Genomic DNA, 13,347 nt, shown 5'->3' on the forward strand with positions numbered 1-13,347 from the left:
TTGGAACAAGTCAGGCCCGACGGGACAGCAAGCGGGCCTGATCGGCCAGATAGGCCAGCTTCAACGCCTGATCCGCCAGCAGCGGCGCGCCCTGCGTCTCGGTCAGCGCGACCGAGATCAGCCTGAGCCCGAGGGTTTCGGCATCTCGGATCAGATCCGCGCGCCACGGGGTTGTGGGCTGACCCAGGCGGGACAGGATCGCCTCCTGCAGGCGGTCGAACCAGCGTTCCAGCGCGTCGGGGCGATGGGTCGCGGTCTCGCGGGCGGCGGGCCGGGGCGGCTCCTGTCCCGCCGGCCGGTCGGCGCGCCGCCAGTGCAGCGCCGGATCGCGCAGGGATTGCGGGGTATCGCTGCCTGCGGGCCAAAAGGCGATCAGCCGGGGGCCGGTCACACCGAAGGCGGCCAGACCGAGCGCGGGGGGCAACAGATGGATATCCCGCGCATGATCGGGCAGGGCGAGCGGCAGCAGATCGCCCCCCGTATCCACCCATGGCCAGATGTCCTGCTGGCGCAGCGGGTCGAATTCGGGATCGGTCGCCGCCTCGGGCCGGATCAGCGCCAGAGTCTCTCCGCGTTTCCGCCGCAAGCCGCTGCCGCCGGTCGTCTGCAGATGATCCCACAGCCGGTTCCAGTCGTCCTGCACCGATGGATGCGCGATCAGTGCGGCGGCGGGCGCAGGGCCGGCCAGTTCGGCGCTCTGGCTCAGCGACAGCGCCCCATCGGCGGCCATGGCAAGATCGGGGAAGACCAGCCGGCAGCCGGCCAGCCGCGCAGCCGTGCCCACGGACCATAGCGGCGCCTGCCATTGCGCGGCACCGCCATAGGTCAGATCGGTTCCGGCCCCGCGCGCATCGGTGGCGCGGTGAAGGCTGCCGGTTTTTGGATCGAAGAGAAAGCCGGTGAAGCCGCGCGCGCCGGTATCGTTGCGCCAATCCTCGGCCCCGAGGAACAGCAATTCGCGCCGGCCGTGGCTGGTGAAACTGCGCGCTTGGATGCCGGTCAGGGCCGGATCGTTGGGGGCGTGGCGCAGCGCATTGCTCAGCGCATAGGCGGCGGCAAGGGCCGCAAGGATCGCCTCGGGCCGGTCCTCGGCACGGCGCAGCCGGTCAGGGTCGAGCCGTTCCGACAGCCCGCGCAGCGCGCCGGCAAGGCGCGGCACGGCCTCGGTCCGGGCCGAGATGGCGATGGTGAACAGCCGGTTTCCGGCCTCGATCACCTGACCCGAAGCAAGCGCGCCTGCCGCCTGCCTGAGTGCCGCCTGTGTCAGATCGAGAAGCCTTGGCGTCACCGCCCGACGCGCGGCCTCGGTGGCGATGTGATCGGGCAGCGCGGTGCCGCCTTCGCGCAGCAGGATCAGCGCGGCTGCGGCCACGACGCGGCGTCTTCGGCTACTGCGCGGCCCCTTGAACAGCGCGTCAGAGAGGGGGCGACCGGACAGGAAGGTCACGCTTTCGCCGGTCTCGGGAAAGCGGACGCTGCGGCTGATGCCGGTCTCGGTCTCGAAGGACTCGTCGCACAGGGCAAGCGCCAGCGGCCAGTCGGTGCGGGCGAAACGCTCGACCTCGTCCAGGGTGAATGCGGGGCCGGGAGGTGCGTCCCCGGAGGGTTCGGTCGCTGGCGTCTCGGCCACGATCTCGCGCAGGAACAGGATCGCGGCGACCTGATGGCGGCAGGTGCCCGGGGCCGGGCAGGTGCAGCGGCAGGCGGCCAGACCTTTGGCGTCCAGCGTGATCGTCTCGGCATCCATCTGCAGGCTGGCCGTCGTATCGTCCTGCGCGGTCAGCGCGACCTTGCCGCCGCCGGCATCCTTGCGGGCGCGGATCAGGATGCCCTTGTTCGCCGCCGCGATCAGCGCCGCCTCGTCGAGGGTGGCAAGGAAATCGGCCAACCGGCTCATGCCATGACCTCGGCCAGCCAGTCGGCGAAGGCGTCGGGGGTCAGCGTGGCGACGCTCATCCCCAGTGCCGCCAGTTCCCCGGCCATGCGGCGGTCGTAATCGGCGCGACCGCTGTCATCCAGCGCCGCGATGCCCAGCATCCTGACCCGCGCGCCTTGCAGCCGCGCGACCGAGGCCAGCATCCGCCGCGGCGAGACGCCCTCGCAGAAATCCGAGACGAGCGCCAGCACCGTGCGCGTCGGTGCCTCGACCAGCCCTTCGCAATAGGTCAGCGCCTTGCCGATATCGGTGCCGCCGCCCAGTTGCACCGACAGCAGCAGTTCCAGCGGGTCGTCCAGCCGGTCGGTCACATCCAGAACCGAGGTGTCGAACAGCACCATCTTCACCCGGATCCCCGGCAGGCCCGACAGGATCGCCGCCATCAGCGCCGAGAAGATCAGGCTGTCGGTCATCGAGCCGGACTGGTCCACACAAAGGATCACCGTCCAGTCGAGGCGTCGCGTCTGACGGGAATTGAAGCGCAACCGTTCGGCGATCAGCACCTGCCGGGTGCTGTCCCAATGGGCCAGATTGGCGCGGATGGTGGCGCGGGCATCGAAATTCGCCGCCGCCTTGTGGGGCGAGCGCGCATGGCGGTTGCGCCGCCCGGACATGGCCCGTTGCAGGGCCACGCGCAGCTTCTCCATGATCTCCTGCACGACCCGGTCGGCGATGCGGCGGATTTCGGCCTTCAGCGCCGGATCGGCGCGGCCCTGCAGCGACATCAGGCTGCGCAGCAGCCCCGGCGAGGGGGTGAGGTCTTCCAGCACGCGCGGATCGCTCAGCAGGTCGGTCAGGCCATAACGGCTGACGGCCTCCTCGGTCAGGCGCTCGGCGACGGTCTCGGGGAACAATGCGCGCATCTCTCCCAGCCAGTCGATGGCCTTCATCTGCGTCGGATCGGCCGAGCCGTCGCGCTTATGGCGGCGCTGTCCCGGGTCGATGCCGCGCGCCCGGTATTCGCGGGAATAAAGGAAATCGAGCGCCTGATCGCGCCTGCCATCGGCACCGCCAAGGCAGGCGCCAAGCGCGGTTTCGGCATGTCGGCCAAGCAGCAGGCGCCAGCGTTCGGCGGTCGTGCGGCTCATGCCGGCACCCAATCGCCAAGGCCATCGGCAAGCAGTTGCGCGCGCAGCACCCGGTCGGCGCGCAGGGCGCGCGCGGCCTCGGCCTCGGTAAATCGGGATTGCACGGTCAGGGCGGTGGCACCGATTCCATAGATCTCGGCCAATTCGTCGGCGAGGCGGTTGGTCTCATGCGGGTTCAGCTGCGTCAGGCTGCGCCTGAGCGCCGGAAGCTGGTCCAGAAAGCTGTCATCGTCCAGTGCCGCCAATGCGCTTTCGGCGGCCATCAGCACCTCGCGGCTTTGCCAGAGCAGCATCGGCGCGCTGCGCAAAAGCCCGTCCAGCACCGCCGCGCGCTCGGCCGGGCCGGCGCCGATGGTGGCCAGCCCGCCGGCAAGCGCGTTTGCCATCACGCTCTCCTCCAGAAGTCCGGCGCGCAGCATCAGCCCGAAGACCGCGCCGCGCAGCAGCGCCGGGGTCTCGGCCGCATTGCCCACCGCCCGCAGCGCCCGGTGGAAACGCCCGGCATCGAGGGCCGGAAAATCCGGGTTGGCAAGGCAGGCGGCGATGCGGCCAAGGGCGCGGATATGGCCGTCGAGCGCCTCCTCGGGCGACTTGGGCAAAGCGTCGCAGAGATGCAGGAAACGGGCATAGGCGCGGCGGGTCAATTCCTCGAAATCCACCCCGTCGGTATTCGCCAATGCCGATCCGGGCAGGGCTGCCGTTCCGGCACGGGCGACGAAATCGGCCAGCCCGGGCAGGTCGGCGCTTTGCGGCAGAAGCTGGGCGAGGCTGTCCAGAACCGTGCCCATCCGGCCCAGAAGCCCGGCCCGCGCCGCGCCGATCATCAGGTCCAGAAGCGCCGAAAGATCGTCGGCGCGACCGGCCTCGACCAGATGGTCGCGGCGTTCCAGCAGCCGCATCGCCGCCGCTTCGGGAACGGTGGCACCAAGGCGCGCGGCCTCGATCAGCCGGCCTTCGACCTGCGGCGACCAGGCGATCTCCCATTCCTCGAAGATCAGCCCGGCGCGCGCCCCGCCTGCCGGGTCCGGGCCGGCGATCAGCGCGGCGAAACCGGCATCGAGGATCTGCATCTGGTGAAAGAAATGCGAGGCCTCGGCATGGCCGGGCCTGCGCCGGAAATCCAGCTTGCGCGACCGCCTGAGGCTGTCGCTCAGATCGACCCGGGCCGAGGCCGCCCGGCGGCGGGCATCGTGGACGATGGGCGGCAGGCCGGCGGCGCGGGGGGCAGCACCGAGGGCGAAGCCGCGCAGATGCGCCCGAAACGCGATGGAGCGGCGGTCGTCGGCATGGGCCTCGCCCTTGATCAGGGCGCTGCGCATGGCCTCGATCAGGTCATGGAGCATGATCGCGTCGCGCCCGCGCAGGCTGGCCAGACCCTGCGCCAGGGCCAGCGTCTCGACCTGCTGGGGCAGGGCGATGGGCTGGCCGGACGCGGCCTCGGCCCGGGCGAAGACATGCAGGAGGCTCAGCGCATGATCGGTCCAGTCGGGCGGGCCGCCTGCGGCCTCGGCCCGGGACCAGAGTGCCGCATACCAGGCCGGAAATCGCAGCCCGGCGCCATAGCCGGACAGCGCGTCCAGGGCTTCCTCGCCATAGCCGATCAGGTAGCTTTCGGATGGGCTGGCCGTGGCCGGGGACCCGGACGTGCCGCCTTCGATCAGCGCCGGGGTGTGAAAGCCGCCGGTCACCACCACCGCGCGCTTGCCGGCATGGCGGGCCAGATGGGCGCGCATCTGCGCCTCGCGCGGCAGGGTATCGTCGGCCTCCAGCACCGCCGCCGGGGTCGAGGCGCGCAGCGCCGCGCAATAGGCATAGGCATCGGTGAAGAAACCCTGCCAGTCGGCCTGTCCCAGCCGGGTCTCGAACAGCGTATCCCACAGCTCAAGCCCGTCGCGAAGATCCAGCCGGCGGCAGGTCTCGGCGACGAAATCGGCCTGATCGAAGGGCGTTTCGGGCTGGACCGGCATCGGCCGGCCCGGGGACAGGCTGCGGGCATTCACCGGCAGGTCGATGAACACGATCTCGGCACCGAGGGCCGCCGCCTCGCGGATAGCGATGGTTTCGGGCGCGTGATCCGAGAAGGGCAGATAGGTGGCCGGGCGCGGGCCGCCATCCTCGGGCGCGGTGCCAAGGGCGACCACGGAGAGCGGAAAGCGGGCCTCGCCATCCAGCAGATGCGGGATATGGCCGGCCAGATCGTCGGGGGCCTCGATCAGCACCACCTCTGGGCGATGGGCGCGGATCATGGCGCGCAAGGCCCAGGCGCAGGCGGGGGAATGGTGGCGGATCGGTGCGAAGATCGCCGGCCCGCCGAAGAGCTTCTGCCGGATCGCGTCCCGGTCCAGCCGGTCAGCCAAGGCCATTCTTCGCCAGCCCCGCCTGCGCAGCCTGATAGAATTCCTTCCACAGCGCCGAATCCCGTGCCCGGTCGCGCGCCGCCACGTCGATATAGGCGGCAAGCTTCCTCGCATCCTCGGGGTCGTCCTTGAACACCACCCCCTGCAATTGCCGCGCCAGATGCCGGGGCGACAGCGGCCCCCGGTCCAGATAGGCCGCGTCGAGCAGCGCCGCATGGGCAAGGTTGACGCTTTCGGCGGTCGACATCACCGCCTTCGGCTTGGCCATCGGGGTGCCGTCCTCCAGCTTGCCGGCGCGCAATTCGCGGAAAACGGTGACCAGAAGGCCCAGCACATCGGGATCGAGCTGCGGCATCTCGGGCTGTTCGGCCATGCGTTCGGCCAGTTGCCGGGCCAGCAGCGCGCGTTCATGCCCTGCATCGGCAATCGGTTGGACGGTTTCGAAATTGAACCGCCGTTTCAGCGCCGAGGACATGCCATGCACGCCCTGATCGCGCAGGTTCGCCGTGGCGATGACATTGAAGCCGGGGCGGGCGCGGATCTCGTGATCGTCGCCCAGTTCCGGCACCGCCATGGTCTTTTCCGACATGAGCGAGATCAGCACGTCCTGCACCTCGGGCGCGCAGCGGGTGATTTCCTCGATCCGCACGATATGGCCCTCGCGCATGGCATTGAGCACGGGCGAGGGCACCATGGCCGCCGGGCTTGGCCCCTGCGCCAGCAGCAGCGCATAGTTCCAGCCATAGCGCAGGTGATCCTCGATGATCCCGGCCGAGCCCTGCACGACCGCGTTCGAGCGACCCGAAATCGCGGCGGCCAGCAGTTCCGAAAGCAGCGATTTCGCGGTGCCCGGCTCGCCCACCAGCATCAGCCCCTGCCGGCCCATCAGCGAGACGATGGAACGATCCACAAGCGCGTCGTCGCCGACGAATTTCGCCGTGATCCCAAGGTCTTCGTCGCCACAGATGAAGCGGCGGACAGCGCGCGGGGTCAGCGACCAGCCGGGCGGGCGCGGACCGGGATCGGCCTTTGCCAGCCGGGAAAGGTCCTCGGTATGGGTGACTTCCGCCGGCTGGCGCAGGGTTTCGGCCATTACCACAGCCCTTTCTTTTCCCATTCGGGATCGAAGGCCCCGGATTTCGCGACATTGTGCAGGTCGTTCCAGCACTCCGACAGCAGCCGGGGCGGCAGGTCCGCCAATTGCAGTGGCCGATAGTGGCGCGCGCCGATGCGATAGAAGCGCATCTCGGTCAGCGCGACCGGGTGGCTTTCGGCACCGAAATAGGTGCCGGAAAAGCCCATCTCGGCCCGGATATCCAGCCCGTCGATGCGCTTGTCATAGCTCGTGACGCTGCCGCCATCCTCGGCCCCGCCGCGGTCATAGCCCAGTTTCGCGGCCAGGCTTTGCAGCTTCAGACTGTCCATCATCCAGCCCTTGCGGTCGGTGATGGCATCGGTTGCCGTCTGATCTTCGGGCAGGGTCAGGACCGGCCGGTCGATCTGGGAAAACAGCGGCGCGACCTCGAAATCGCGCAGGTGTTCGGCCCAGGCGGCTAGGGCCTCGGGCGTCAGCGCGGTGGCATGGACAAGGTCGATGCGTTCGACGCCGGCCAGATCGGCATCGTCGCCTTCCGCCGTCATCAGATCGCCCTCGGCGGTCGGGCGGAAGATCGCGAGGGGCCGGCCTTCGGCATCGAGCCCGCGCCAGATCGCCCGTTCGCACAGGCGGCCGACGATGGGATGGCCGCGCAGGTCGGTCTGCCAGGCCTGAAGGCTCCAGTCGCGACCGGTCAGCATGGCCTCGTAAAGCCGGCCCGACTGTTTCTGGACCACCTCTTTCAGCACCTTCTTGGCCGCAGTCAGTAGCGCCTTCGAGTCCTTGCTGTTCTCGTCCGAGCCGGCGGGCAGGGATTTCACCGGCCTGCCATCGGGATTGTGCAGATGCAGCACCAGCCCCGAATCCAGCCGCGCCTGATAGGGCTTTGCGTCCTCGCCCATCGGCAGGTCCAGCACCCCGCCTTCCTCCAGCCCGCCCGAAGGGATCGAGCGGTCGGCCAGTTCATCCGCCGTCCAGCCGCGCTCCTCGGCCACGCGTTCGACCAGCTGTTCGGCCAGTTCGCGCACGGTGCGCTGCTTGAAGCGGGTGGCGGTGGCGACGACGACCTGCAGCGCATCGGGGCTGCCCGACAGCGCCAGCAGTTCGACCATGGTCTTGGCCTGGGCCACGCGCTTGCCGTGGTTCTTCAGATAGCCCGAGGCCAGCCGCGCCTGCGTCTGCGGCGTGGCGTCCAGCGTCAGCGCCAGAATGCCTTTCGATGCGGCACCGGAATTGGGATATTCCGTTGTCTGCATATTGGTCCACCGCGTCGCAAGTGCCTCGGCGCTGAGCGGCCCGTACATTCTGGCATTATGAGGGTCCGAGAGCGTGATCTTCGCGGCTTCGAGCTGCTCGCGATAAATGTCTTCTCGCGCGCGTTTCGCGGTGTCGAAGGCGATCCAGGATGACAGCACCCAATCGCCAAGCGCCGCCGCATCCTCGGGGCGCAACTGGTCGAGATAGAGCCGGAACAGGCCGGCGCCGTCTTCCAGCGTCTTCAGCTTGACCGCAAGTTTCAGCCAGCCGTCCAGCAGATCGCCCGCGACCGGCGTGCCGTCCTTCCAGTGCAGCACCGGCGCGGTTTCCTGCGCCAGCCAGTCGATCTTGTCGCCCTTCAGCTTCTTCGCGTTATCCGCCGCCTCACGCTCCAGTGCCGCCTGACCCAGCCAGGCCGCGCTGTCGCCGCCGAGCGTTGCAATCGCCGCGATCAGGGCTGCGCGGGCAAGATCGGCCTTCTCCTTCTTCAGCTGCTTTTCCAGCGCCGTCAGCACGCTGTCATCGCCGCGCTGCGCCAGGAAGCTGGCGGCATTGGCGCGCACCGCCTGCCGGCTGTCGGACAGCGCGTCGACGATCTGCGGCGTCACGTCCGCAACCCCGGCCAACAAGGCCTGCGCCGATCTGCGGACACTGCGGGCTTCGGCTGTGCTGGCATTGACGAGGGCCGCGATCAGCACCTTCGGCAGCGCCGGCAGCTTTTCGATCAACGCCATCGCCCGCATGTTCTGGGTGAAATTCAGCTCATGCGGGGGCAGGTTCTCGGCCAACATGGGCAGGTGATCCGCGATCATTGGCCAGACGGCGCGGTCCGGCAGATGGAGAAAGGAATAGCCATCGCCCGACAGGGCGCGCGACATGATCCATTCCGGCAGCGGCGTATCCTGATCGCGCGTCTTGCCATGGTTGCGGTGACGCCTTGGCTGGCCGGTGGCGTAATCGGCCTCAAGTGCGGCGACGAGCGTTCTGGCGTCGATGCTGCCGTCTTCCAGCAGTTCATCGACGGCCCTGGCCTCCGGTTCATGGCTATACAGGTACAGGTCGTCATCGGCATTGCGCGCCCAAAGCCGCAGGACCCGGCCCGGCGACATGCGCGGCACCGCCTTTTCAAACCAACTCGTCAGGTAATAGGGGCAATAGGTAAATGTGCCGAGATCGCCATTCGCGGCGGCCAGAACCTCCTGCCAGTCGTCGTGGCGTTCAGGCTTGGTCCAGCCACCATAGCGTTGGTCCGGCGGGGTTTCCGTCCACCGCCTCATGTCCCGCTCATAGGCGGCATCCTCAAGCGCGCGCAACTCGGCCTCGTCCTCGGCACCGAAGGGCTTTGCGCCGTCATCGGCGGGCAGCGCGAATTCGGGCGGGGTGATCCATTGACCGTCCGCCGCCTCGAAGCCGGGCCGGTCGGGGTCCGCGCCCTGGGGTGCCGGGGCGCTCAGGAACTGGTCGATCAGCAATTGCACCGCGCGGGTCTTTTCCTGCGGCTGGCGTTCCTTCAGCGCCGCCACGGCCTCCTCGGTACCGGATTCGCCCAGAATCTGGACCATGACCGCCCGCTGCGCCGCCTTGCCCGAGGACAGCGCGGCAATGGCCATCTCCGACTGCCGGGCGTCGTCCGAGGCCTGTATCAGCCGCCGGGCCACGTCGCGCACCTTGGCCGAACCGTCATCGGTCAGCGTGAACCAATAGGGCAGCACGTCGCCCTGCGGCGCCACACTCGCATCAAGGCAGGCTTGCAACAGCGATTCGCGCTGATCGGCATTCAGCTGTTTCATCGCGCGGGACAATACCTCCAACGGGGCCGAACTGATCCATTCGAAGCCGTAGATGCCCAGCCCGTCTCGGGTCCAGTCATGCCAGAAGCCCGAAGCCAGCAACGCCTCGTGACCGACTTTCAGCGCGGTGGAGGCGGCAAGAAGATCGGCGAAGCTGCTGCGCCCGTCCTTGGGCAGCTCCTTGTTGCGATGGATGCGGACGCTCTGGAAGACATGATATGCGCCGGGCGTCATCAGGTCGCCGTTCACATTATATCCGAAATAGGTCTGCTGACGCATCAGTTGCGCCGCCAGACCGGCCTCGATCAGGCGCACGATCCGGTCGGGATCGCCCTCCGACAGCAGCACCGCGTCAGGAAGCGCGGCTTCGCTTGCCGCATGGGGAATGTAATGCGTGTAATCCCGCTTCGGGTCATTTTTCTGCGCTTCGGCGAGGCGGTGTTCTTTCAGGGCCTCGTGAACGGCATCGGCATTTGCCTCGATCTCCGCCACAGCCGCGCGGTCGGCGCCGGTTTCGATGAAATTCACCAGCCGCGCGGTATAGCCGGGTCTGGCGCGGTCGAGAAAGGCGAAGCAGGCCAGCAGTTCGGAGGATGCGGGCGGCTCGGCAGGTCCACCTTGGCCCTTGCCGAAGACGCGCTTCAAAGACTTGCCAAACATAAGCGACCCCTAAAATTGGCCGGGGCAGCAGTCGGCGCGGCCCGGCATGACGTGAAATACAGGCTTGGGGGCAGATCCGTGCCGCGACCCGCCGAATGATTGCTGCGGCATTCTTGCGAGCGCGGCGATCTTTGTCCACCCGGCGGCGGATGCGAAAAGGGGCAGGGCGTGTGGCCCTGCCCCTTGAAGGCACCCTGACGAGGGGTAATCAGTCCTCGTTCAGGGTCGGGTCCGTCTCCGGCATCGGCGGCTTCTTCAGCACCCGGCGCAGGAAGAACGGCGCCAGGAAGCCAAGGATGGCGGCGACCCAGAGCCCGATGGAGATGGCCGAGCTGAACAGGAAGGTCCAGTCGCCATTCGACAGCACCATGGCGCGGCGCAGGTTGTCCTCCATCGCGTTGCCCAGAAGGATGCCGAGGATCACCGGCACGGTCGGCATGTCGAGCTTGCGCATGACGTAACCCAGCACCCCGAAGCCGACCATCATCAGCATGTCGAAGCTGGAGCCGGTCAGCGAGTAGATGCCGACGAAGGCGATCATGGTCACGCCCGGCAGCAGCACCCAGGCCGGCACCGACAGGATATGCACGAAGATCTTCACCATCGGCACGTTCATCAGCAGCAGCACGATATTGGCGATCAGAAGCGAGGCGATCAGCGACCACACCACTTCCGGCCGTTCGGTGAACAGCAGCGGTCCGGGGGTGATGTTCAGCGTCAGGAGCAGCGCCAGCAGCACCGCCGTCGTCCCCGAACCCGGCACGCCGAGCGTCAGCATCGGCACCAATGCGCCACCGGCGGCGGCGTTGTTGCCAGCCTCGGGCGCGGCCACGCCTTTCGGGTTGCCCTTGCCGAATGTGTCCTTGTCGCTGGCAACCGATTTCTCGGTCATATAGGCGAGGAAGGACCCCAGCGACGCGCCCGCGCCCGGCAACACGCCGGCGACAAAGCCGATGCCGGTGCCGCGCAGCATGGCGCCGGTGCACCGCTTCAGCATCTTCCACGGGATCAGCACCTTGCCCAGCTTGACGCCGATGGCGCTGTCCTTGCCGTGGCTTTCGATGAAGAAGAACACTTCGGCCACGGCGAACAGACCGACGATGGCGACAAGGAAGTCGATCCCGTCCTGCAGATGCAACTCGCCGAAGGTGAAGCGCGGCATGCCGGTGGTCTTGTCCAGCCCGACCATTGCCAGCGCCAGACCGATCGAGGCCGACATCGCGGCCTTGGCCTGGTTGTTCGAACCCATCCCGCCAAGCGTGCAGAAGGCCAGCATGTAAAGCGCGAAATACTCGGCCGGGCCGAACTTGTAGGCGACGGCGGCAAGGTAGGGGGCGAAGACCATCAGCCCGATGGTGGCAATGAAGGCCCCGACGAAGGAGGCCACGCCCGAGACGACGAGCGCCTCGCCCGCCAGGCCTTGACGGGCCATGGGATAGCCGTCGAGCGTGGTCATCATCGCCGGCTCGTCACCGGGGATGTTGAGCAGGATCGAACTGATCCGCCCGCCATACATGGCCCCGTAATAGACCGAGGTCAGCAGCACGAGCGCCGAAATCGCGTCGAGCCCCATCGAGAAGGAAATCGGAATAAGCAGGGCGACGCCGTTCGACGGGCCAAGCCCCGGCAGGGCGCCGATAATGGTGCCGACGAAGGCGCCGATCACCGCCAGAAGCAGGGTGAAGGGCGTGAAGGCGATGCCGAAACCCATCGCCAGGTTGGAAATCATTTCCATGCTCTAGAACCCCCAGCCATGGGGCAGGCCGCGCAGGCTCAACCCGAGGACAAGACGGAACATGATCCACAGCCCGATGCCGAGGCCCAGGCCGGTAATCGCGGCGCGCGTAGGGTGGCCGCCGATCTGCCAGCTCAGGATGCCCGAGGCGATGGCGGTCGGGATGATGAAGCCAAGCGGCGTGATCGCATAGGCATAGGCGATCAGCACCACGAGCGCGAGGCCAAGCTGGGCCAGCATCGGTCCGGCGGGCCATTCGGCTTCCGGGTCCGGGCGCAGGATCATCACCGTTGCACTGACGATCATCACCGCCGCGATCATGTAGGGAAACAGCCGTGGTCCGACCGGATCGGACATGAAGCTGGTCTGGATGCCATGCGCACTGAGGATATACCCCAGTGCGATGACGATCATGACCGCTCCGAAGATGCGGTCGCCGCGGATCATTGCAGCAACCCGATCTCTTTGGCGATGCCCTCGATCTCGGTCACGTTTTCGGCCACGAAGGTCTCGAAATCGGCACCGAAGATGTCATAGGGGGCAAGGCCGTTCTCGGCCATGGCCTGCTGCCACTGCTCGGAGGCGCCGACCTGCTTCAGCCAGTCGACCCATTTGTTGTAATCCTCGTCGCTGATGCCCTTGGGCACATAGATGCCGCGCCAGTTCATCGCGGTGATGTCGACGCCCTGTTCCTTGGCGGTCGGGATGTCGTCGAAGCCGGCAATGCGTTCATCCGAAAGAACCGCCAGTGCGCGCACGTCGCCCGCCTTGATGAAGCCGGTGATCTCGGACAGGTCGCCCGTCATCGCCTGGGCGAAGCCGCCGACGGTCTGGGTGATCGCGTCGGCACCGCCATCGAGGCCGATATACTTGACTGCGCGGGCATCGCCGAAGCCGGCTTTGTCCAGCATCATCAGCACCTTCAGGTGGTCGAAGCCGCCCACGGCCGAGCCGCCGGCAAAGGCCACCTTGGACGAATCGGCCTTCACCGCCTCGACCAGATCGGTGAGGTTCTGATAGGGGCTGTCCTTGCCCACGACGATCACGCCCGGATCGCCGCCGATGGTGCCGACCCAGCGGACCTGGTCGGCGGTGGCGCCGGCGAAGGCGTTCTCGGCCAGGCGGGTGGTGGTCGCCGAGGAGGCGGCGACGAAGACCGAGGCGTCGTCATTGCGGTCTGCGACGACCTGCGCATAGGCGACACCGCCGCCGGCGCCGGCAACGTTGGTGACCTGCACCATGTTCGGGACCAGTCCCAGTTCGGTCATGATGCGGCCGATCTGGCGGCAGGTGAAATCCCATCCGCCGCCGGGGTTGGCCGGCGCGATGCACTCTTCGGCCATGGCCGGGGCAGCGGCACTCATCATCAGGGCGGCGACGGCCGCACGGGTCCAGTTCTTCATGCAATCCTCCCAGGGTATTCCGCGC

General features: G+C 67.7%; 8 protein-coding genes. All 8 read right to left on the reverse strand.

Annotated elements, in window-relative coordinates:
• Positions 1 to 10: 10 nt before the first annotated feature.
• The gene (locus Q0330_RS11950) at positions 11 to 1,897 is read right to left on the reverse strand and encodes a hypothetical protein (protein WP_299479292.1); all 1,887 of its coding nucleotides are present in this window, start codon (positions 1,895 to 1,897) and stop codon (positions 11 to 13) included.
• The gene (locus tag Q0330_RS11955) at positions 1,894 to 3,024 is read right to left on the reverse strand and encodes a VWA domain-containing protein (protein WP_299479295.1); all 1,131 of its coding nucleotides are present in this window, start codon (positions 3,022 to 3,024) and stop codon (positions 1,894 to 1,896) included. The genes Q0330_RS11950 and Q0330_RS11955 overlap by 4 nt, the downstream gene beginning before the upstream one ends.
• Positions 3,021 to 5,387: a DUF5682 family protein gene (locus tag Q0330_RS11960; protein ID WP_299479298.1), complete on the reverse strand. Its 2,367-nt coding sequence runs from the start codon at positions 5,385 to 5,387 to the stop codon at positions 3,021 to 3,023. Before Q0330_RS11960 ends, Q0330_RS11955 begins: the two co-directional genes overlap by 4 nt.
• The gene (locus Q0330_RS11965; RefSeq protein ID WP_299479301.1) at positions 5,374 to 6,474 is read right to left on the reverse strand and encodes an AAA family ATPase; all 1,101 of its coding nucleotides are present in this window, start codon (positions 6,472 to 6,474) and stop codon (positions 5,374 to 5,376) included. The genes Q0330_RS11960 and Q0330_RS11965 overlap by 14 nt, the downstream gene beginning before the upstream one ends.
• On the reverse strand, positions 6,474 to 10,184 hold the full coding sequence (locus tag Q0330_RS11970) for a DUF4132 domain-containing protein (protein ID WP_299479304.1): 3,711 nt from the start codon (positions 10,182 to 10,184) through the stop codon (positions 6,474 to 6,476). Before Q0330_RS11970 ends, Q0330_RS11965 begins: the two co-directional genes overlap by 1 nt.
• A 208-nt stretch (positions 10,185 to 10,392) precedes the next feature.
• A complete protein-coding gene (locus tag Q0330_RS11975) occupies positions 10,393 to 11,919 on the reverse strand; it encodes a tripartite tricarboxylate transporter permease (protein ID WP_299479307.1) in 1,527 nt (508 codons plus the stop codon).
• Positions 11,920 to 11,922: 3 nt separating this feature from the next.
• Positions 11,923 to 12,366: a tripartite tricarboxylate transporter TctB family protein gene (locus tag Q0330_RS11980; protein WP_299479310.1), complete on the reverse strand. Its 444-nt coding sequence runs from the start codon at positions 12,364 to 12,366 to the stop codon at positions 11,923 to 11,925.
• Positions 12,363 to 13,322, reverse strand: coding sequence for a tripartite tricarboxylate transporter substrate-binding protein (locus Q0330_RS11985; RefSeq protein ID WP_299479313.1), 960 nt, complete (start codon positions 13,320 to 13,322; stop codon positions 12,363 to 12,365). Before Q0330_RS11985 ends, Q0330_RS11980 begins: the two co-directional genes overlap by 4 nt.
• Between the last annotated feature and the right edge of the window lie 25 nt (positions 13,323 to 13,347).

The sequence above is a fragment of the uncultured Paracoccus sp. genome, assembly GCF_937873615.1.
Classification (GTDB): Bacteria; Pseudomonadota; Alphaproteobacteria; order Rhodobacterales; family Rhodobacteraceae; genus Paracoccus.

Coding starts and splice junctions, on each gene's coding strand:
- Q0330_RS11950 (WP_299479292.1), bottom strand. CDS start 1,897: ATGAGCCGGTTGGCCGATTTCCTTGCCACCCTCGACGAGGCGGCGCTG.
- Q0330_RS11955 (WP_299479295.1), bottom strand. CDS start 3,024: ATGAGCCGCACGACCGCCGAACGCTGGCGCCTGCTGCTTGGCCGACAT.
- Q0330_RS11960 (WP_299479298.1), bottom strand. CDS start 5,387: ATGGCCTTGGCTGACCGGCTGGACCGGGACGCGATCCGGCAGAAGCTC.
- Q0330_RS11965 (WP_299479301.1), bottom strand. CDS start 6,474: ATGGCCGAAACCCTGCGCCAGCCGGCGGAAGTCACCCATACCGAGGAC.
- Q0330_RS11970 (WP_299479304.1), bottom strand. CDS start 10,184: ATGTTTGGCAAGTCTTTGAAGCGCGTCTTCGGCAAGGGCCAAGGTGGA.
- Q0330_RS11975 (WP_299479307.1), bottom strand. CDS start 11,919: ATGGAAATGATTTCCAACCTGGCGATGGGTTTCGGCATCGCCTTCACG.
- Q0330_RS11980 (WP_299479310.1), bottom strand. CDS start 12,366: ATGATCCGCGGCGACCGCATCTTCGGAGCGGTCATGATCGTCATCGCA.
- Q0330_RS11985 (WP_299479313.1), bottom strand. CDS start 13,322: ATGAAGAACTGGACCCGTGCGGCCGTCGCCGCCCTGATGATGAGTGCC.